Source organism: Bradyrhizobium sp. 14AA, from assembly GCF_054185205.1.
The window spans coordinates 43,229-63,243 of record NZ_JAVAYM010000030.1 but is presented as its reverse complement, the minus strand read 5'-3'; the positions used below and the strand labels follow the sequence as shown (position 1 = coordinate 63,243).

23 protein-coding genes and 1 pseudogene are annotated in these 20,015 nt (G+C 62.5%); 15 read left to right on the top strand and 9 right to left on the bottom strand.

What is annotated here, in order from left to right; translation table 11 throughout:
• Nucleotides 1-65 precede the first annotated feature (65 nt).
• The 3 genes from RAD15_RS37605 to RAD15_RS37595 form a co-directional block, all read right to left on the bottom strand.
• Nucleotides 66-1,307: a GNAT family N-acetyltransferase gene (locus RAD15_RS37605; RefSeq protein ID WP_458183765.1), complete on the bottom strand. Its 1,242-nt coding sequence runs from the start codon at nt 1,305-1,307 to the stop codon at nt 66-68.
• A 196-nt stretch (nt 1,308-1,503) separates the two neighbouring features.
• Nucleotides 1,504-2,250, bottom strand: a complete 747-nt coding sequence (locus RAD15_RS37600; RefSeq protein WP_458183764.1) for a glycerophosphodiester phosphodiesterase — start codon at nt 2,248-2,250, stop codon at nt 1,504-1,506.
• Nucleotides 2,251-2,255: 5 nt separating this feature from the next.
• Nucleotides 2,256-2,723, bottom strand: a complete 468-nt coding sequence (locus tag RAD15_RS37595; RefSeq protein ID WP_458183763.1) for a RidA family protein — start codon at nt 2,721-2,723, stop codon at nt 2,256-2,258.
• Between the two features lie 260 nt (nt 2,724-2,983).
• Here RAD15_RS37595 and RAD15_RS37590 point away from each other — a divergent pair, with 260 nt between their 5' ends.
• The 4 genes from RAD15_RS37590 (at nt 2,984) to RAD15_RS37575 (ending at nt 5,354) form a co-directional block, all read left to right on the top strand.
• Nucleotides 2,984-3,829, top strand: coding sequence for a cell envelope integrity EipB family protein (locus tag RAD15_RS37590; RefSeq protein WP_458183762.1), 846 nt, complete (start codon nt 2,984-2,986; stop codon nt 3,827-3,829).
• Nucleotides 3,830-4,000: 171 nt separating this feature from the next.
• Nucleotides 4,001-4,402 carry a RidA family protein gene (locus tag RAD15_RS37585; RefSeq protein WP_458183761.1) on the top strand — a complete coding sequence of 134 codons (402 nt, stop codon included), beginning with the start codon at nt 4,001-4,003 and terminating at the stop codon, nt 4,400-4,402.
• Between the two features lie 15 nt (nt 4,403-4,417).
• Nucleotides 4,418-4,825, top strand: coding sequence for an NUDIX hydrolase (locus RAD15_RS37580; RefSeq protein WP_458183760.1), 408 nt, complete (start codon nt 4,418-4,420; stop codon nt 4,823-4,825).
• 64 nt (nt 4,826-4,889) lie between these two features.
• On the top strand, nt 4,890-5,354 hold the full coding sequence (locus RAD15_RS37575) for a hypothetical protein (RefSeq protein WP_458183759.1): 465 nt from the start codon (nt 4,890-4,892) through the stop codon (nt 5,352-5,354).
• Here the strand turns inward: RAD15_RS37575 and RAD15_RS37570 are convergent.
• Nucleotides 5,351-5,758, bottom strand: coding sequence for an ACT domain-containing protein (locus tag RAD15_RS37570; protein WP_458183758.1), 408 nt, complete (start codon nt 5,756-5,758; stop codon nt 5,351-5,353). The two genes, RAD15_RS37575 and RAD15_RS37570, sit on opposite strands and share 4 nt — an antisense overlap.
• A gap of 199 nt (nt 5,759-5,957) precedes the next feature.
• On the opposite strand from RAD15_RS37570, the gene RAD15_RS37565 reads away from it, so the two are divergent.
• Entirely contained in the window at nt 5,958-6,113 is a 156-nt protein-coding gene (locus tag RAD15_RS37565) for a hypothetical protein (protein ID WP_201760246.1), read from the top strand.
• Between the two features lie 16 nt (nt 6,114-6,129).
• Here the strand turns inward: RAD15_RS37565 and RAD15_RS37560 are convergent, their stop codons facing one another.
• Both RAD15_RS37560 and RAD15_RS37555 read right to left on the bottom strand, forming a co-directional pair.
• A complete protein-coding gene (locus RAD15_RS37560) occupies nt 6,130-7,419 on the bottom strand; it encodes a DNA polymerase IV (RefSeq protein ID WP_458183757.1) in 1,290 nt (429 codons plus the stop codon).
• Nucleotides 7,416-7,727 (bottom strand): DUF3572 domain-containing protein, encoded by a 312-nt coding sequence (locus RAD15_RS37555; protein ID WP_458183756.1) that lies wholly within the window; start codon nt 7,725-7,727, stop codon nt 7,416-7,418. Before RAD15_RS37555 ends, RAD15_RS37560 begins: the two co-directional genes overlap by 4 nt.
• 238 nt (nt 7,728-7,965) lie before the next feature.
• On the opposite strand from RAD15_RS37555, the gene RAD15_RS37550 reads away from it, so the two are divergent.
• Nucleotides 7,966-8,331 (top strand): response regulator, encoded by a 366-nt coding sequence (locus RAD15_RS37550; protein ID WP_008130064.1) that lies wholly within the window; start codon nt 7,966-7,968, stop codon nt 8,329-8,331.
• 14 nt (nt 8,332-8,345) lie between these two features.
• Nucleotides 8,346-9,719 (top strand): PleD family two-component system response regulator, encoded by a 1,374-nt coding sequence (locus RAD15_RS37545; RefSeq protein ID WP_458183755.1) that lies wholly within the window; start codon nt 8,346-8,348, stop codon nt 9,717-9,719.
• Nucleotides 9,720-10,044: 325 nt separating this feature from the next.
• Here the strand turns inward: RAD15_RS37545 and RAD15_RS37540 are convergent, their stop codons facing one another.
• Nucleotides 10,045-10,647, bottom strand: a complete 603-nt coding sequence (locus RAD15_RS37540; protein WP_458183754.1) for a TetR/AcrR family transcriptional regulator — start codon at nt 10,645-10,647, stop codon at nt 10,045-10,047.
• A gap of 128 nt (nt 10,648-10,775) precedes the next feature.
• Between RAD15_RS37540 and RAD15_RS37535 the strand changes: the two genes are divergently transcribed.
• From RAD15_RS37535 to RAD15_RS37515, 5 genes and pseudogenes are all read left to right on the top strand, one after another.
• Nucleotides 10,776-12,014, top strand: a complete 1,239-nt coding sequence (locus tag RAD15_RS37535) for an MFS transporter (RefSeq protein ID WP_458183753.1) — start codon at nt 10,776-10,778, stop codon at nt 12,012-12,014.
• A gap of 168 nt (nt 12,015-12,182) precedes the next feature.
• Nucleotides 12,183-12,404: a hypothetical protein gene (locus RAD15_RS37530; protein WP_458183752.1), complete on the top strand. Its 222-nt coding sequence runs from the start codon at nt 12,183-12,185 to the stop codon at nt 12,402-12,404.
• Nucleotides 12,405-12,679: 275 nt separating this feature from the next.
• Nucleotides 12,680-12,907 (top strand): hypothetical protein, encoded by a 228-nt coding sequence (locus RAD15_RS37525; protein ID WP_458183751.1) that lies wholly within the window; start codon nt 12,680-12,682, stop codon nt 12,905-12,907.
• Nucleotides 12,908-13,220: 313 nt separating this feature from the next.
• Nucleotides 13,221-13,368 (top strand): annotated as a pseudogene (locus RAD15_RS37520) (MFS transporter); the annotation flags it as partial.
• 116 nt (nt 13,369-13,484) lie between these two features.
• A complete protein-coding gene (locus RAD15_RS37515; protein ID WP_458183750.1) occupies nt 13,485-13,874 on the top strand; it encodes a DUF7674 family protein in 390 nt (129 codons plus the stop codon).
• Between the two features lie 142 nt (nt 13,875-14,016).
• On the opposite strand, the gene RAD15_RS37510 is transcribed toward RAD15_RS37515, so the two are convergent.
• Entirely contained in the window at nt 14,017-15,051 is a 1,035-nt protein-coding gene (locus RAD15_RS37510) for a methyltransferase (protein ID WP_458183749.1), read from the bottom strand.
• A gap of 700 nt (nt 15,052-15,751) precedes the next feature.
• Between RAD15_RS37510 and RAD15_RS37505 the strand changes: the two genes are divergently transcribed.
• Nucleotides 15,752-17,401, top strand: a complete 1,650-nt coding sequence (locus RAD15_RS37505) for a winged helix-turn-helix domain-containing tetratricopeptide repeat protein (protein ID WP_458183748.1) — start codon at nt 15,752-15,754, stop codon at nt 17,399-17,401.
• A gap of 146 nt (nt 17,402-17,547) precedes the next feature.
• Here the strand turns inward: RAD15_RS37505 and RAD15_RS37500 are convergent, their stop codons facing one another.
• On the bottom strand, nt 17,548-18,291 hold the full coding sequence (locus RAD15_RS37500; RefSeq protein ID WP_458183747.1) for a Crp/Fnr family transcriptional regulator: 744 nt from the start codon (nt 18,289-18,291) through the stop codon (nt 17,548-17,550).
• A 465-nt stretch (nt 18,292-18,756) separates the two neighbouring features.
• On the opposite strand from RAD15_RS37500, the gene RAD15_RS37495 reads away from it, so the two are divergent.
• On the top strand, nt 18,757-19,005 hold the full coding sequence (locus tag RAD15_RS37495; RefSeq protein WP_458183746.1) for a hypothetical protein: 249 nt from the start codon (nt 18,757-18,759) through the stop codon (nt 19,003-19,005).
• Nucleotides 19,006-19,190: 185 nt separating this feature from the next.
• On the top strand, nt 19,191-19,805 hold the full coding sequence (locus RAD15_RS37490) for a phasin family protein (RefSeq protein WP_458183745.1): 615 nt from the start codon (nt 19,191-19,193) through the stop codon (nt 19,803-19,805).
• Nucleotides 19,806-20,015 lie beyond the last annotated feature (210 nt).

The window sequence follows — 20,015 nt, the reverse complement described above, 5'->3', positions numbered from 1 at the left end:
AATTTTTACGCTTCGAATTTTACGCTTGGAATTTTGCGCTTACTGTCACCAGCAACAGTAACCCGTCAAGGCGCCTCGTCGATGCCTTTGCGGAACGGGCCGAGCTCGGCGAGCTCTCGGCCGGCTTCCGCAACATAGGCGCGCTCGCGCTTGAGGTAATCATCGATCGCGCGGCGCAGGCCGGGATCGGCGATGAAGTGGGCGGAGTGGGTCGTCTTCGGCAGATAGCCGCGCGCGATCTTGTGCTCGCCCTGCGCGCCGGCTTCGACATTCCGAAGCCCGCGTTTGATGGCGAAGTCGATCGCCTGATAGTAGCAGACCTCGAAATGCAGGAAGGGGTGATGCTCGACCGCGCCCCAGTTGCGGCCGAACAGCGTGTCCGAGCCGATGAAGTTGATCGCGCCCGCGATCCAGCGGTCGTTGCGGCGGGCCATCACCAGCAGCACGTCCTCGCTCATGGTCTCGCCGATCAGCGAGAAGAATTCGCGCGTCAGATAGGGGCGGCCCCATTTGCGCGAGCCGGTCTCCATGTAGAACATGAAGAAGGCGTCCCAGGCATCCTCGGTGATGTCCTTGCCTGTGAGCCAGTGGATCGTGACGCCCGATGCAAGCGCGTCGCGACGCTCGCGCTTGATCGACTTGCGGTGGCGCGAGTTCAGGGTGCTGAGAAAATCGTCGAAACTCGCAAAGCCCTCGTTGTGCCAGTGGAACTGCTGGTCGGTGCGCTGGAGGAAGCCGTGTTCGGCAAGCAGCTTCCATTCCGCCTCGCGCGCAAAGGTCACGTGCACGGAGGAGGCCTTGCTGACGCCGCACAGCGCCACCAGCCCGCTCGCCAGCGCCTCCATGATCTGCTCGCGATCCACGCCGTCGCGGACCAGCAGCCGCGGTCCGGTTGCCGGCGTGAAAGGAACCGAGACCTGAAGCTTCGGATAGTAGCGTCCACCGGCGCGCTCATAGGCATCCGCCCAGCCGCGGTCGAAGACGTATTCGCCCTGCGAATGCGATTTCAGATAGCAGGGCACGACGCCGGCGACGCGGCCGTCGATCTTGGCCACCAGATGCCGTGGCCCCCAGCCGGTGCGAATGGTCGCTGAACCTGATTTCTCGACCGCCGATAGAAATGCGTGCGAGACGAACGGGTTATAGGCAGGTCTTAAGAGGTCGAGGGAATCGCCTGGAAGGGCGGATGAGGTTCCGTTGCCAGCCCCATTGCAGCTGCCGCGGGGATTGGCGCAGGCGTCCCAATCCTCGGGCGAGACTTCGCCAATGGACGGTACGGCCTCGAGCGTAATTTCGGATGATGCCATCGTGCCCAAGATCGTGCATTGCAACAGCGACTTCAAGGGGGGCGGGAACTGGGGTCGCGTGACCCTATCCGCGAGTCGTCCTGGCGAAAGCCAGGACCCATTACCCCAGGGCGATGTTAGGTGCCGAGCTGTTGACCGCCAGTCTTCGCACGACTGCATTCGGTGGTTATGGGTCCTGGCTTTCGCCAGGACGACGTCAGGGCACGAACCCCTCGAAGATCATCTGATCGGCATATTGCCCGACCCGCGCCCGCTGGTCCGGCGTGCGGACCGTCCAGCCGAGCAGGGCGCAGCCGAAGACGTTGCGGGCGATCCAGGGGGCGGGGGCTGGCAAGTGGTCGACCTTGAAGGCGACGAAGTGCGGCTGGGTCTGCAAGCCGTGGCGCAGGTACAGCATGCCGTCGCGCTGCTCCTGCGACAGGTAAGCCCAGTATTCGTCCTCATAGCTCCGCTGCGCGACGATGCCGCGCGGGCACGAGGGCAGCAGTTCGCGCAGCGCCAGCACCTGGTCGGGATCGAAGGACATGCCGACGGCGGGCCCCTGATAGGACGCCAGTACCTCGGCCATCCGTTTCACCAGTTTGCGGTCGCTGCCAAAATGGCTCTTCACCTCGATCACCAGCGGCACGCGGCCGGCGACCATAGTGCAGAGGTCGCTGAGCGACATCATCCGCTCGTCCGTGTCCTTGAACTTGATGGCTTTCAGCTCTGCCGCGGTCTTCTCGACCACCTCGCCGGTGGCCTCGGTGAGACGACCGAGGGCATGGTCGTGATGCACCATCGCCTCGCCATCGGCGCTGAGCTGGATATCGACCTCGATCGAGAAATTGCCGGCAATTGCAGCCTGCACCGCGCCCGGCATGTTCTCGACGATGCCGCGGGAGATGTCGTGCAGGCCGCGATGGGCGACCGGCCGGGCTGTCAGCCAATCAGGAGCGCGCATTCGCGTCAGGCGACCTCGAACACGCCTTCGACCTCGACCGCCGCGTCTGCGGGCAGCGAGGCGACGCCGACAGTGGTGCGGGCGTGGCGGCCCCTGTCGCCGAAGGCGGCGACCATCAGGTCGGAGGCGCCGTTGAGCACCTTCGGCCCGTCCACGAAGTCCGGCGCCGAGTTGATGAAGCCGCCGAGGCGCACCACGCGCACGACCTTGTCGAGGTCGCCGAGCGCCGCCTTGACCTGGGCCAGCAAATTGACCGCGCAGCCGCGTGCGGCCGCCGCGCCGTCCTCGATAGAGACGCCGGCGCCGAGCTTGCCCTTGGCGATCAGCTTGCCGGCGGGATCGAAGCAGACCTGGCCGGAGACGAACAGCAGATTGCCGGTGCGCACGAAAGGCACGTAATTGGCCACGGGCGTGGGGGCCTCGTGCAGCTTGATGCCCTGTTCCGCCAGTTTCTGCTCGACCGTGCCCGCCATGTCTCGACCTCGATATCCCAGGAATTCATTCGTCCGGGCGCCTTGGGTTGTGCAGCCGGGCGCGCCTGTTTCGCCCATCGCGCAGCCACATGCAAGCAAGCCGCCCGGGCCGAGCGGCGGGTGCCTCTTGCGCGGGCAGGCCCGGAGGTTCAGGGCGAGGGCCGCAACTTTACGTGAAACGGCCTCAGTTGCGACGCAATGGAACGGTCATTAAAATGTCGAATCTGCGCTCCCCAAGGACGCGTCCCCAAGGAATAGACATGGTGCACCTTTTCCGGACTTCGCTCGGTGTGATGGCGCTCGCGGCGGCTGCTTGCGGCCCCGGCGGTGGGGCGCTAGCCGCCAACGGTCCGTTCCTCGCGCACCAGGCGCTCTATGATCTGAGCCTCGTGAAATCGCGCTCCAATTCGGTCAACAGCGCCCGCGGCCGCATCCTCTACAACTTCACCGGAAGCTCCTGCGAGGGCTACACCTCCGAATTCCGCCAGGTCTCCGAGCTCGACAGCGGCGAGGGCAAGGTGACGCTCAGCGACCTCCGCTCCAACTCCTGGGAGGATGCCGCGGGAAAGAGCTACCGCTTCAAGATCGAGACGCGGATGAACGAGGCCGATGCCGGCCGGGTCGACGGCTCGGCCGAGCGCGACGGCGACCACATCAACGTCAAGCTGAAGCTGCCGGCGCCGAAGAGCTTTACGCTCGACGGCAAGATCGTGTTCCCGACCGAGCAGATCCAGCGCATCATCGCCGCCGCCAAGGACGGCAAGTCGCTGCTCGAGCTCTCCGTCTATGACGGCTCCGACGACGGCCAGAAGGTCTACAACACGCTGACCGTGATCGGCCAGCCGATCCCCGTCGAACGCACCGCCGCGCCCGATGCATCGACCTCCGACGAGCACATGAAGTCGCTGAAGCGCTGGCCCGTCACCGTCAGCTATTTCGACCGCGAGGCCCAGCAGAAGGAAGGCGAGCAGACGCCGGTCTATGCGATGGCATTCGAGCTCTACGAGAACGGTGTCTCGCGTCAGCTCGTGCTCGACTACAACGATTTCGTGATCTCCGGCGCGATGGGCAAGTTCGACGTGAAGGACAGCAAGCCCTGTAATTGAGGGGCGCTCCTTCCTTCGTCATTGCGAGCGAAGCGAAGCAATCCAGACTGTATCCGTGGTGAGCAGTCTGGATTGCTTCGTCGCAAGAGCTCCTCGCAATGACGGGGCTGGCTCTCCGCTCCCTCTCCAGCTACGCTCCCTCCCAACCACAAACCTCCGGGAGGCGAACCCATGCCGAAGCTCGATCATCTCCGCCCCAGCGGCCTGCATCACAATCCGGCCTATTCCCACGTCGTCACCGCCACGGGCGCTCGTACCATCTACATCTCCGGCCAGGTGTCGGTCGACGAGGAGGGGCGGATCGTCGGCGAGGGCGATATTGCCGCACAGACGACGCAGGTGATGCAGAACCTCGGCCTGGCGCTGAAAGCGGCCGGCGCGAGTTACGCCAATATCGTGAAGATCACGACCTTCGTCGTCGGCTACAAGCCGGAGCTGCGCCCCATCATCGGCAAGGCGCGCTCCGTCTTCTTCGAAGGCATGGAGCCGCCGGCCTCGACCCTCGTCGGCGTCTCCGCACTCGCCGCGCCGGAATGGCTGATCGAGATCGAGGCGGTAGCGGTCGCGGATTGAGGTGTGGAAGGAACGATGTCGCAGAATTCAATTCGAATCGCCGCTGCATTGATGAGCAGGAGCGATGGGCGTGTCCTGCTCGTCAGGAAGAAGGCCACTGAAAGCTTCATGCAGCCAGGGGGAAAGATCGAGGCTGGCGAGCATCCGCAGGCGGCGCTGCAACGGGAGTTGTCCGAAGAGCTTGGGATCGACGTCGATCCGAGCGAGATGACCTATGTTGGACGATATACCGCACCCGCGGCGAACGAGCCGGGCCGGCTTGTCGACGCGGAGATCTTTCGCGTCGTCATAGCATATCCGGTCGCACCGGGAGCGGAGATCGAGGAGATCCTCTGGTTGGATCCGAGCGTTCCTGCCTCCGTGGAACTCGCGCCACTGACGCGAGACAAACTGCTGCCGCTATGTTCTCGGGCAGTCCCGTAGTGCGGATGGCGCGCCGCGGATCCGCGATGGTGCGCAGGCGACGAAAAGTCTCCCGAAGGCCAGCATGGTTCAGTTCCTGAACAAACAAGAAGCGATGGATTGGTGTTCGGGCAACGGCGTTGCCTTGAGCGTGTGGAAATTGCCGGACCACGCCGATCTCGAACAGAAGTTCGATATCCCGGTGGACGCTCAAAAGAGAGTCAATCTCGTCAAGCGGGTCATGGAGGAATTCGTCGATACGACGAGCCTGCTGGTCTGGTTCGATGATTGGATGGTTTGGCCGCCCGGACAATGGATGCCGCTCGTCAGCCGTCTCCGCCAGTCCTATGGCGAGACGCGCAGGCTGATCGATGCGCCGGCGCAGCTGTTCGAGCAAGGAGAAATTGAAGATGCGACCTCATTCGTTGTGATCGCCGTGTTGCTTCTCTTTGACTGCTACGTCATCTGCCGGGATCAGCACAGAATGATATTCTTCTCACACGACGAGTGGGGGCTGGCCAAGAACTTCCCGGTGATCTCAACGAACTAATCTTGGCTCGCTCTGGACATCCCTTGCAGAATGCTCATTGCTTCGTCGGCCCTGTCGGCAGGCACGAAGAGGTGGTCGTGGTGGAACGCCGACACGGCGTTCACGCTGATGCCGGCTTCGGCGAGGCGCGCCGTGATTGCGGCTAGGAAGCCGACCGCATCGAGCGCGGAGTGAACCGTGAGGGTGATCATGCTCGAGGGGAACGCGTAGCGTAGTCCCGCCGCTTCGGCCTCTTCGCGAGGGATTACGAGCGTCGTGCCTTCCTGTTCGCGGAACGTCAGCAGCGGATTGAGTGCTTCGGGAATGGCCTCGCTGGTCGGGATCGTGCAAAACACGACGATGCCGTCCAACATCTCCGGCTTCATGTGCCTCAGCAGCACGCCGAGATTGCGCTCGCCTGTCATGGTGCCAGCTCCTGCACGGGCGGAACCGCTTGAGCCCTTGCGAAGCTATCGGCGCCGACGGCTGTTGAAGCGATAACCAACATACCTTTGTATATCTCCTCTAATCCTTCTCATACGCTGACCTTACGCTGGTACAATTGAGCGACGGCGGGAGATTCTTACAATTTGAGTCCACTCGGGTCACTGCGAGGAAGCTCAAATGAACGTCGTCATTCGAAAGCTCAACGGCTTGTGGCACCTCATCATCGGGTCTTGTCAGATCCGAACTCCGTTCCTGGAGACTCAGGATCGGCAGCTGGTCGTTCAGTATGCCCGGCGCGTCTATCCGGGTGCGCGGATCTTCGAACGCGACTGAGTTGAGCAGGACTCGATCACTCCTGCGCCTTTTCCGGGCCGTCATAGGCGATGCCGCGGATCACCGCGGCGCTGCCGAACTTCTTACGCAGGCTGTCCACGGCGCGTTCGGCGTGCGCCGCACGGCGGTCGAGCATGTCGGTGTCGTCGGCGATTGATCCTTCGCGCAGGGCGCTGACGCCGGCGCCCATCAGGCGGAAGGCGGTGCCGTCGATTTCCTTCGCCAGCATCTCGCGGCAGATCGAGAAGATCTTGGCGGCGAGCTGCGTCGGCGCCGCGATCGACTGCGAGCGGGTGCGCTGGCGGAAATCGGCGGTCTTCAGCTTCAGCGTGACGGTCGATCCCGCGAGCTCGCTGCTCTTGAGGCGCGACGATGTCTTCTCGCAGAGACGCCACAGGATCTTCTCCAGCGAGGCGAAATCGCGGATGTCGGTCTCGAAGGTGGTCTCGCTGGAAATGGTCTTGGCGCCCCGATCAGGCTCGACGCGGCGGTCGTCGATGCCGCGGGCGAGCCGCCACAGCCGGCGGCCGTCGCTCGGAAACTGCCGCATCATCTCGATCTCGTCGGCTTTCTGAAGATCGGCGATGACGCGGAAGCCGCGCTGCACCAGGCGTTCCTGGGTGGCCGGACCCACGCCAAAAATGAAGCCGACTGGCTTGTCCGCCAGCATCGCACGTGCTTCCTCCTGGTTGAGCGCGGCGAAGCCACGCGGCTTGTCGAGGTCGGATGCGATCTTGGCCAGGAACTTGTTGCAGGACAGGCCGACCGAGACGGAGATGCCGACGTCGCGCTCGACGTCGCGGGCAAAGCGCGCCAGCACCTTTGCCGGGATCATGCCGTGCACGCGTTCGGTGCCGGACAGGTCGAGGAAGGCCTCGTCGATCGAGAGCGGCTCGACCAGCGGCGTCAGCGCCTGCATGGCCTGGCGCACCTCGCGGCCGACCCGGACATACTTTGCCATGTCGGGGCGGATCACGGTCGCGTGCGGGCAGGCTTCCAGTGCCTTGAACATCGGCATGGCCGAGCGCACGCCATAGGTGCGCGCGATGTAGCAGGCGGCGGACACCACGCCGCGCTTACCCCCGCCGATGATGACCGGCTTGTCGGCGATGTCAGGATTGTCGCGCTTCTCGACCGTCGCATAGAAGGCGTCGCAGTCAATATGGGCGATGGTCAGGCTCGCCAGCGCCCGGTGGCGGACGAGGCGGGGGGAGCCGCAGGCGGAACAGCGCCGCACGCTGATGTCCAGATCGGCCAGACAATCCCGGCAGAAGCAGCGGGGCCCGGCCGGATCGGGAGTGCTCACGGCACGTCGCGCTCCCAAGAGGGGTCGCCGAGCGCATCGCCCAGCACCTGCCGCGCCGCAGCAACGTTGGTTGGATGCAGCTCGGAGGCGTCCGCGAAGGCCTTCACAGTGGCGTCATCGCGCAGCACGAAATCGAGCACGCTGAGCAGGAAATTCGGGTCCGCGGCCGCATTGCGCAGGGTCTCCGGACCGACACCTGTCTCGGCCAGAAACAGGCCGAGCCGCTCAGGGTCGCTCGCGACGAAGGACAGCGCCTGAATCGCAACGATTTCAGCGACTTCGCGGGGGTTGTGAACAGGCTTTTTCACGGGCCCGGTTTGCCTTTCCGTTAACTTTCGGTGTCTACTTTGCATCATGCCCGAGTCTCGTGCCTGAGTCTTGCAACCCGGGGCAAGCAACTGGAAACCACGTCGCAGAAAGTGGCCCCTCGGGTTTAACGAAACTCAAGCGAATCTGAGGCTAGTTTGAATCCAGTTTTCGAAGCGCCGGCGAGCGGCGCCTGAGGCGTTACATGTATCGGTCTTCAGGACCAATCAGGAGGGCGGGATGGCTAAGACCGTCCTGATCGTGGAAGACAACGAGCTCAACATGAAGCTCTTCCGCGACCTGTTGGAGGCGCACGGCTACCAGACCTCCGGCACCAGCAACGGCTACGAGGCGCTCGATCTCGTTCGCAAGATGCGGCCCGACCTCGTGCTGATGGATATCCAGTTGCCGCAGGTGTCGGGCCTCGAGGTGACGCGCTGGATCAAGGACGATCCGGAGCTGCGTTCCATTCCCGTCGTCGCGGTCACGGCGTTCGCGATGAAGGGCGACGAAGAGCGCATCCGCGAGGGCGGCTGCGAGGCCTATTTGTCCAAGCCGATTTCGGTCGGCAAATTCATTGAGACGGTCCGGCGTTTCATCGGATAGGAAGTGAGTGCAAAGTGTCCGCGCGTATCCTGGTTGTCGATGACGTTCCTGCCAACGTCAAACTCCTCGAAGCCCGCCTGTCCGCCGAATATTTCGACGTGATGACCGCTTCGAACGGCACCGAGGCGCTGGCGCTGGCCCGTCGCGCCGAATGCGACATCATCCTGCTCGACGTGATGATGCCCGACATGGACGGTTATGAAGTCTGCCGCCGGCTCAAGACCGACCCGGCGACGCACCACATTCCCGTCGTCATGGTTACCGCGCTCGACAGCCCCTCCGATCGCAATCGCGGGCTGGAGGCCGGCGCCGACGATTTCCTCACCAAGCCCGTCTCGGACGTCGTGCTGATCGCGCGCGTGCGCTCGCTGACGCGGCTGAAGATGATGACCGATGAGCTGCGCATGCGCGCCATCACCTCGCTCGAGATCGGCATGCAGGCGCCCGAGCGCAGCGCCGTGGCCGACACCGGCAAGGGCGGCCGCATCCTGCTGGTCGACGACCGCCAGTCCTCCTACGAGCGGCTGGCGACGATCCTTGCCGCCGAGCACACCATCGACGTCGAGCCGAATCCGACGGAAGCGCTGTTCCACGCCGCCGAGGGCAATTACGACCTGCTGATCGTCTCGCTCGACCTCAACAATTTCGACGGCCTCAGGCTGTGCAGCCAGGCGCGTTCGCTGGAGCGGACGCGGCACGTGCCGATCCTGGCGATCGCGGACCCCGAGAACTCAACGCGGCTGCTCCGCGGCCTCGAGATCGGCGTCAACGACTACCTGTTGCGTCCCATCGACAAGATCGAGCTGCTGGCCCGCGCCCGCACCCAGATCCGCCGCCGCCGCTACACCGATCATCTGCGCGACAACGTGCAGAACTCGATCGAGATGGCGATCACCGACGCGCTCACCGGCCTGCACAATCGCCGCTACATGGAGAGCCATCTGGCGACGCTCGCCGAGCAGGCCGCAACGCGCGGCAAGCCCTTGGCGCTGATGATCCTGGACATCGACTTCTTCAAGTCGATCAACGACAATTACGGCCACGACGCCGGCGACGACGTGCTGCGCGAATTCGCCGTGCGCGTGCGAAAATCGATCCGCGGCATTGACCTTGCCTGCCGCTATGGCGGCGAGGAGTTCGTCATCGTGATGCCGGAGACCGATCTCCACGTCGCCGGCATGGTCGCCGAGCGCCTGCGCCGCTCGATCGCGGGCGAGCCGTTCGCGATCCACAAGGGTGCCAAGCGCATCGAGGTCACGATCTCGATCGGCCTGACCACGCTGGAGCAGAAGGGCGAGGCGGTCGCCGACGTCCTCAAGCGCGCCGACACCGCGCTGTATCGGGCCAAGCACGACGGCCGCAATCGCGTGGTGTCGCAGGCGGCGTGAGGCCGCTCGCACAAGAGTCGCGAAAACAACCCCATGCACAGTAGCCGGCGCCAGCCGGATCAATGGCTTACGCGGGTGGCGAAGTGGCTTGCGCAGGCAGCATCGGCATTTGACACGTCGGGCAAAACAGGAGCATCTTGGTAGGATGGCGGATTGGCGCTGACGTGGAGTCAGGTGACCGTCGCTCTCTCCACAAACTCAACTGTCATTCCCCGCGAAGGCGGGAATCCAGTACGCCGCGGCTTCTCGATTCAATCACATCCGTCTCTGGAATACTGGATGCCCGCCTTCGCGGGGCATGACACCGTGTGATATGCGACGGCGGTTATTGCGGCGCCTGCTTGCGCCCCTTCACCGGCTTCGCATCGCCCACATCCACCCCTGCATTTCGCAGCAACACCTTCGCCGCTTCCTTCGCAGCGCGTGCCATTGCCGGATCATCGCGCACGAGGTCCTGCGCGATCGAGCCGTCGACCAGCAGCACGAGCTGCGTTGCGAGAGCATCCGACTCCGCAACGCCGAGCTCGGTCAGCCGGTCGCGAAACCAGACGCGGCGGCTTTCCTTGAAGGCGATGGCGATCTTCTTCACGGCGCGGTCCTGGGGACCGAGCTCGGCGACCGCATTTACGAACGGGCAGCCGCGAAAATCCTTCGCCGCAAACCGCCGCTCCAGCGAATCGAAGGTGGCGAGGATCTGCTCGGCCGGCGGCTTGTCGGAGGGGCGGGCATGCACGAAGCGGCGCTCGAGGTAAGCCGCGATCAGCGCGTCCTTGGAGGGGAAGTGGTTGTAGAGCGTGCGCTTGGAGATGCCGATCTCGGCCGCGATGGTGTCAACGCCGATGGCGCGAATGCCTTGCAGATAGAACAGCTTGTCTGCGGTCTGAAGGATCCGCTCTTTCATCGTCTGTGGGGCGGGCGGGGGAGCCATGCGGTAGCGCGCATCCTCTTGGCTTGACAGCTGCGGCCCAACATAGCCTAAGTACACAGGTCTGTGTAACCAAAATCAACTGATATTGCAGACGCCGGCACTCGCGCCGCGCCCCGAGGGAGACAAAAATGCCCCTGTTGCAGGTCCTGCGTCCGACATTGCCCATCCTGATCGGCGCCTCGATCATGCTGACGCTGAGCATGGGGCTGCGGCAGAGCCTCGGCATCTTCATGCAGCCGCTGACGCATGACATCCACATTTCGATCTCGGACTTCACGCTGGCGCTGGCCGTGCAGAACCTCGCCTGGGGCTTTCTCCAGCCGCTCGCCGGCGCGATGACGGTTCGCTACGGCTTCCGTCCGATCATGATCGTCGGCTCATTCATGTACATCGCGGGCCTCATTCTGATGGCGACCGCGGGCGGCCTGGTCAGCATCATGATCGGCGGCGGCGTGCTGATCGGCACGTCGCTCGCTTGCACCGCGGCGGCGATCGCGATGTCGGTCGCCGCGCGCGCGGTGCCCGCGACGGTGCGCTCGACCGTGCTCGGCATCGTCTCCGGCGCGGGCTCGCTCGGCGCGCTGTTGTCGGCGCCGATCGGACAGATGCTCAATGAGGGCTTTGGCTGGCGCGTCGGGCTCGCCGGCTTCGTCGTCATGTCGGTGCTGATGATTCCCGCCGCGTGGTATGCGGGGCGCGTCGACCAGGTCCCGCTGCCGAAGCCGGCCGCCGACGACATCGGCGATGCCACGGCCGCGTCCGCGACGAAGGCGGCGTTCGGCAACGCGCCTTTCGTCGTGATGACTTGCGCCTATCTCGTCTGCGGCATGCAGCTCGTCTTCCTCACCACGCATCTGCCGTCGTATCTCGCCATCTGCGGCCTCGATCCGATGCTGAGCGCGCAGACGCTCGGCATGATCGGCGGCTTCAACGTGCTGGGCTCGCTGTTCTTCGGCTGGGCCGGCCAGCGCTGGAACAAGCTCGCGCTACTTGGCGGCATCTACATCCTGCGCTCGCTGGCGCTCGCCTGGTACTTCATGCTGCCGGCGACGCCGTTCTCGACGCTGCTGTTCGGCGCGATCATGGGCTTCCTCTGGATGGGCGTCGGTCCCCTGGTCGCAGGCGCGGTCGCCGAGATGTTCGGCCTGCGCTGGCAGGCGATGATCCAGGGCCTCGCCTTCATGAGCCACCAGATCGGCAGCTTCCTCGGCGCGTACGGAGGAGGAGTGATCTACGACGCGCTCGGCTCCTACACCATGGCCTGGCGCATCGGCGTGGCGCTGGGCCTGGCCGGCGGCATCGTGCAGGTGGCGTTCGCGCTGATCCGGCCGTCGCAGCCGCCGGCGCCGGTGTTGCGGACGGCGTAGCGCTCGAACGCGCAAAAGAGGTCGTGAAAAAGGCGAAAGACGTGCTTTGCCAGTGTCCAGAGTCGGACACGTTCGTTGCCCGCAAGACCCAAGAGCCCTTCCCGCAAGACGAGAAGTAACGTTGATCTTGGTCAAGCTCGGTCGCAGAAACTCGTGTAGGGCTCGCGGATGGATCGCGAGATGCACCTGCGTCACTTGCGAGAAGCCGAACGGCACGTAGCCGAAGGCGAGCAACACATCGCGGTTCAGGAAGAGCGCATAGCTGTCCTGGATCGCGCCGGTTGTGAGACTGAGCTGGCGCGAGAACTGTTGGCCACGTTCCGAGTTGCGCTGGCTTCGCACATCGCGCATCGTGACCTCATCATCCATGAGATCAACCGGCGAAGCTGAGCAGGGAGGACGGTAGGTCGCTTTTTGGCCGCCGCGCGGGGATATGTCCGGAGTGCTGAGTCGACCGGAGGTCGCCCGCCGTGAAGCCCAGAGGCGCTTGTGACCTGGCGGACATTGCGTTGGTCCCGGTCGATGACCGACCCATTGCTGCGAGGTCTAAACGTTCTTTTTGCGCTGCGGGATATTCGTATTTTACTCCGAGCGTCCTAAGCTGAATTTAGGTGTGTCCTAATTTGAGTTTCGGCGCGACAATGGGTCCGGAGCTAGAACCCAAAATGGCCATCTACCGCCTGTTACAGAACTCTCCGTTGGGCCCGGAGGAAATAGCCATATTGACGGACGCCTACGAGCGCACTTTGCACGCGCTTTGCCTGGTTGACCGCAACGACCCAATCACAGACCTGATCGCAAAAAAGATCGTAGAACTGGGGCAACGCGGCGTTCGCGAGGCGAGGCAACTGTCGGCTTTGGCCATAGAAGAGCTTGGCGTAAGTCCGCCCTAGTGGGTGCCGTGGATTAATTGAATCCAACTTTGGAACCGACAGCAGCGCATCTGCATATATCGGCAGTCCCGTTGACGGATTAGGAACCCGTATTCGGAGGTTGAGCGATGAGTGAGCGGCGTCGGTTCAAACAGACAAACACCCTGGAGGTCCGTCTTGCCGAAGAAGCGACTCGCCTACGTAATAAAGCCGCATTGCTTCCACCTGGGGCGGCTCGCGAGGAGCTGCTACGAAAGGCCCGACAGGCCGAAACCGGCTCGCACATGAGCGAATGGCTGCGGTCGCCCGGCTTGCAGCCGCCGAAGTAGTCTGAGGCGCCTGCGGAGGAGGGGCGTTCTACGACGCGCTCGGCTCCTACACCATGGCCTGGCGCATCGGCGTGGCGCTGGGCCTGGCCGGCGGCATCGTGCAGGTGGATCCGGCCGTCGCAGCCGCCGGCGCCGGTGTTGCGGACGGCGTAGCGAGAGAGCGTCCTTATTGGGGGCGCTTAGGTTTGCAGCGGACGCCGGGCTGTTTGGTTGCGATGAGCTGCTTGTGACCCATTGCCGACATGATCCGTGTCCGACATATTGATCACATGCCTACGGATGAGAGTTATCTTGAAAGAATTGCTGATTTGGCGCCTCAGTTGAGAGAGGCGGCCGCTGCGCTGAAGGCGGATTGGTCACCTGAGACGGTGCCTGTAACAATCGCTGGCGCCGAATTGGCACAGGCTCTCATCGAGCATTTCGAGCAACTGCCAAAAGACACGGTAAAGTCCGCTTTTGAACTCTGTGAGCAGGCGCTAAACAATGGTTCTGCTGAAGAGCGGGCTGCTCTGTCGACGGGCTTTCTTGAAACATTGCAGCACGCAGACGGCGAGGAAGTATTCGATTTCAGGGCGCTGCTTAGATTCCTAGGGCCAAAGTGCAAAGAGCACTGCTTGTCGATGGATAAGTTCTGGAAAGCTACCACGCGCGGTCTGTAGAGGGTCGGCTTCTGCCCCTTAGCCAAACCACGCTGACCCGTTGTGATGTGGGCTATTGCCGGTTGAGGGATGCCGCGCTGCCTGGTTCTGGTGAACCGCTTGTGACTCAGGACGGACATCCAAAAACTGACATCTATCCAGCCTAGGCCACCACGGCTTCCACAACGCTTGCGGCTGAATTCGTCGGCACCACCTGAGTTAGGCGAAAGCCGGCTTTGCCGAGAAGAAGCCCGTATTCGGCGCCCGTACGTTCCTGGCCACCGAGTTGCACGAGCATGGCCATATCGAGCATTTTTCCCGGATGCGGCGTGTCACCGGGCGGTATCACCATTTCGACGATCAGCAGACGTCCGGCCGCGTTCATGGCCTGGCGTACATGGCCCAGGATCGAAAGACATCGATCTTCGTCCCAGTCATGGAGGACGTGCGAAAGGATATAGGCGTCTGCTCCGGCCGGAACGCTTTCGAAGAAATTGCCGGGCTCGATCGTGACGCGATCGCTCACGCCTCTTGCGTCAAGCAACGCCGGCGCGTCTCGCACGACATGCGGCCTGTCGAACAATATGCCGCGCGGCCCGGAATGACTGGCGAGGACGGTCGCGAGCAAATTCCCCGTCGCCCCGCCAACGTCGACAATGGTCTTGAAGGTCGAAAAATCGTAAGCGGCGGCGACGGCCGGTGGCTCCTGACTATGGAAGCCGATCATCGTCTCACTGAATAGCGAGGCGTCATCCGGATGTTGTGCCAGGTAGTCGAAGAACGACACGCCGTGCGTCTTCTCGAAGCCGGTTTTGCCGGTCTGAACGGAGTAAACCAAATTATCCCAACCCCTCTGAGACCAGGGGCTGCCGGAAATCAGCAGACTCGAACTCGCCAAACCGGGTGCGCCGGTCTTCAGCGCCTCGCCCAAATCGGTCAGTGCAAAACGCTGCTCCGGTCGCTCGGTCAGGATGCCGAGGCTCGCCAGCGTGCGCATCAGCCGGTGCAACGAAGGCGCATGCACCTGCATTGGGCCGGCGAGTTCCTCAGCGCTCTTCGGTCCGGAGGCGAGTTGATCCGCCAGCCCCAGCTTGGCCGCAGCGTACAGTGTCCTCGAAATTACAAAGGCCCGGCCCATCTGGATCAATTGAATGTGTGGGGCAGGCAAAGTCGACGCTGCGGGCTGATTGTCTGGCATGACCCATCCTCCAGCGAGATCGGAGGTATAGCAAAAGTTCCAACGTCCAGCCACTTCCGCTTCTGGCTCAGGACTGACATCCAACCGTCCGCCTTCAACATCGTAGTCTGCACGAAGAGCGGACGTGACAATTCGAGGGCCTCGCCTTCATGAGCCACCAGATCGGCGGATTCCTCGGCGCCTATGGAGGAGGGGTGCTCTACGACACGCTCGGCTCCTGCACGCGCGCCGGATCATCGCGGCGCTTGTTGAATGCCGCCGCTTTGCGCAGCGCGGGTCGATCGCGCCGCGCTGGAGGACGTCTCGCGCGTTGGCGGATGATCGCGCGGTTGCCGAGCGGCTGAAGCGGCCTGATGAGCGATCGACGCTGCAGCCCACGCATTGAACAATCGCCTCAGCCGGCCCGCCAGCAAGAGGACCTTCTTCCTCAAGGTCGGCGTCGTCACGGATGGGAGGGATGCAAGCGTCTGTAGGGAGCCGCGATGTGCGAAGACGGCAATCCATCCGGCAGAATATCTGCGCAGGAGACCAGGTGCGCGGGCCATGTGGCATCTCCGGTTGAACGATGATTAACCGGTCTCTAAACTCAGCCGATCCCTCACGCTTGATGGAGTTCTTCGGGAGACGTTGGTTTTTTCTGAGTTGGAGATTGTTTCGACGACGACCGCGAGATGCGGCCAGCCTCGGCGGAGAGATGACAATGGTAGTTAAATACCGTTTTTCGGATTTCGAGGTCGATCTCAGCCAGCAAGAGCTTCGACGTGAGGGAATGCCTGTCCACATTGAACCTCAGGTTTTCGATCTCATCGTTCATTTGGTCCGCAACCATGAGCGGGTTGTGAGCAAGGACGAACTCATCGATATCGTGTGGAATGGCCGCATCATCTCCGAGGCGGCTTTTTCCAGCCGCATCAACGGTGCTCGGCGTGTGCTTGGCGACAACGGAACTGATCAGCTCTTTATCAGGACGTTGCATCGGCGCGGCTTTCGGTTCGTAGCTCAGGTCCAGGCGATCGGCGGCTCTGACGCCGATGCAATCCGGCTCGCGCCGGACCACGGCGCAACAATCAAAGTCCCGGGACGAGCACCGCTTTCTACCGACGTGTCCCAACTCGGCGACATCGTCTCGGAAGCCGTCAAGGCAGAGGCGAATTCACGCTCATTCATCGCCGTGCTGCCGTTCGAGAACATGTCGAGCGACCCGGAAAACGATTATTTCAGCTACGGATTGACGGAAGACATCATCCGGCTTCTCGCTCGCAACCGCTGGCTTTCCGTGATCTCGCGCCACTCGACGATCGGGTTTCAGGGGCGGACTGTCGACGCACGCGACGTCGGTGCACAGCTCGGGGTGAGCTATGTGATGTCCGGCAGCGTTCGCAAGAGTCGCGATGTGGTCAGGATCACGGCAGAGCTAACCCGGGCTGCGGACGGAATGCAGCTTTGGTCCGACAAATACGAACTTCAACTCGAGAATATCTTCGATATCCAGGAAGAGATGGCGAAGCAGATCGCCGCCACCATCGAACCTGAATTGTCGAAAGCGGAGCAACAACTCGCCGCACGAAAGGCGCCCGAAAGCCTCGACGCGTGGGACTGCTACCAGCGCGGCCTATGGAATCTCTGGCGATTTACCACCCCGGGATTCGACTCGGCCGAGGACTATTTCCAGCGTGCGATCGCGGCAGATCCCGGGTTCGCGCGTGGACATGGTGCGCTCAGCTACGTCAATGTCCAGCGCGCGCTCTATGATGATCCGAAGATTCGACCCGCGCGACTGGAAACGGCGCTGCGCCAGGCTCGTCTCGCGGTGACGCTTGATGAGCTCGATTGCTTCTGTCATTGCGCCCTTGGACGAGCGCTATGCTTGACGCGTCAGAACGACGAGGCGCTGGCCGCCATCGACACGTCGTTGGAACTCAATCCAAGCTTTGCGCAAGGATATTTTGCACAAGGATTCAATCTGCTGTGGTGCGGGCGGGAGATCGAGGCCGAAGCGCTGCTTGATCGCGCGACAATGCTCAGTCCCCGCGACAGCCATCTATGGAGCTTTCACCACGTTCGTTCGTGGACGCATTTCTCGCTTCGAGAATATGACATTGCCGTGGAGTTTGCTCGACGGGCGACGCGGCAGCCGAATGCCACGTATCGTGCTTTTGCGACACTGGCTGCCTCCCTTGGCCGCCTGGATGAAAAGGCGCAGGCAAATGCGGCAACCGCTGAGCTGCTGCAACGCAAGCCGGATTACACGATAGAGACTGCGCGGCAGGAGCTGTTCTTCTGCAACGATCAAGGCTTCGTCGATCGTTTTGCTGAAGGGCTGGCTGTTGCCGGCATCGCCGGTCATTGAAGGCCGCAGCCATGCTTGGCTATAGACCTCGTCACCGGGCCGCGGCCTGATCGGCCCGAAGGATACGCATTCGGCGAAGCTGATTTCAGCGCGGTGTTCGCCGGCTTCACCGGGCCGCGGCGAAACGGCTGGATAGCCCGGTTCATTCACTGCGTCGGCAGCGTCAAAACGCGAGATGGCGCTGCATTCACAGAGAAGATCTCCTCGACTTCGAGACGCATGGCGTCGCGGCATTCGCACGCCACCGCAGCGAGCCGCGATGGGTCGATCTCGATTTCGCCTCGCCGTTCGGATCTGATCGCTCCGGAAGCGCGCAGATTGCGCATCAGGAGCGTCACCGTCGTTCGTCGCACACCCAGTATTTGCGAAAGCGCCTCCTGGGTGAGCGGCAGGACGTCGTGGTCGACGCGGTCGCGAAGATGGAGCAGCCAGCGTGCCATGCGGGCTTGGACCGGATGCAACGCGTTGCAGGCCCCGCCAATTTGTAGCTGTATCAGCATCGCCTTGAAGTGCATCTGGACTGCGAGCCGGATCGCGGGACTCCGGCTAAAGGCGGCATGGAATTGCGCTGCGGGGATGCGCGAGGCTATCCCCGCGGCACGAACGATGGCGGTAACGGCCGCAGGGGACGGGCCCAGCACGGAAAGAGTACCGACTGCCCCCTCGCGCCCTATTGCGGCGCTGGCGACCGTCTGCCCATTCGCCATGTCGATCATCACCGAAACGGCGCCACTATGAGGGAAGAGGACGTGCTCGGTATGGTCACCCGCCCGCGAGACGACCGCGTCCCGATCGAGCGTGACCATCTCCAGCTCGGGTGCCAGCAGATCGAGATCCGCAGTCGGCAGTGATGCCAGAAGTCGGTTACCAATTCCGCTGGGAAGCGTCACTGTAGCCCGCCGCGAACCATCCGTCGCATCGCATTTCGAGCAGCATAGGGCGGCAATCTCAAACTTTGTTTGAATCCGCCTACGCTTCGCGCCGCGAAATCCAATTCAGCTGCGAAAGCTCCCAATCTCAAAAACAAAACTCCAAACACACGCGACCCGGAGGCAAATTCTCGTGTCGCAGGATCATTGAATTAGATCCCAGCACCACGCGGACACAATTGCAAAATGCGTATGGGTAACACCATAAGGAGTTCCATTTTTCGGGGCGCGGCAAACGCGAAGTAATCTCGGGCGAGCGGGTGCGCAAATTATGCTCGATGACGTGCGCAAGCTGCCGTTCAGATCCGGAACCGCGGCCGTCGACTACGCTCAAATCCTGGACGGTCGAACCGCATGACTCGATGATCCTGAGCAAGACGGTCAACAAGCCCCGCTGATGAAGTCCTGGATCATGGATCCGTCGCCATGGAACAGCACGACACAAGGAGCCGCGGTATCACCGCGATCGATGTCGTGCAGAAGCATGCCGCCGCATCGGGGGAATTTGCCGATGGGTGGATTCTTCGACTCCGCCAGCTGGAGAAAACGACATTACCGATGACGAGAAGCACCAACAGCGAGGCCGCGACGAGCAATACGGTTCAGCGGTGGTCAATGCTGAGCCTTCATGGCGCGGTCTCGGCCGAGACTATGAGCCGGGTAATGAATAGATGAGCCAGTTCGTCGAGTCATTAGAGGTTGAAGCGCTCGTCCTTGCGCGCAGTCGCCGAGCATCGATTAAAAATCACTCGCCCGGGAACGGCCCAAAGGCGGCCACGTTTGCTTGCGTAGGATCGCACCTGTGACGGAGACGCACAGGATCCGACCTCACCAACAACAACAGCGATGGAGGAATTGAAATGGCCAATCCACGCCAGGAGGAAAAGCCACGCCATGGGGAAAAATCTACCCACAATCCTGAAGACATGATCCGACGCGCCGGCGAGAGGAGCAGCGAGCAAACGAGGCGCATCGGATTAGCTGCGGCTCAGGCGGGCGAGGAGGTGGCTCAAGCCAGCAGCCATTTGCTGCAACAAAATGCCGACATGCTGCAAAACACTTGGCGGCTTGGCGTAGACATGGCCATGGCGGTGATGGGCCGCTCCACTGACCAGCTTGGCCGCACGTTCGGTTTGACGGGCGAAGAGGCGCAGCGGGCAACGGAACGCTCGGCGCAGAACGCCGAAGCAATCATGTATTCCGCCACTGTTGTCGCCAAGGGCATGAACGGCGTCTCACGCGAGTACTTTGATTTCATCCGACAACAGATCGAGAGGAACATGGACCGCATGAATGAACTCTGGCGCTGCCGAACTCCTCACGATCTAGCGGCTGTGCACAGCGATCTCGTGCGTGACACGATTAGCAGCGCCCTGGATTCCAGCCGCCGGATGGCCGATATGTCCCTCAAGGTGGCTGACGATGCCGGAAACCACATAACGCAGACTATCGAACGCATGAAGCGTGCTGCGTAGCTGGGTTGCCATCAATGACGGCCGACGTGAGTGGCCGGATTTGGACTGCTGACGCTCTGCGTGGTGCCCCTGGAGATGAGTTGGGGAGCGCTTGTCGGCGGGCTGTCGGCGACAGCCGTTGACGTCAGCTGTTGGCGCCAACGCTGAAATCGAACGGCTTCAACGTCGCCTTCCAGGTGGACGGCCGCACGTGCGCGGCAACTGGCGGCC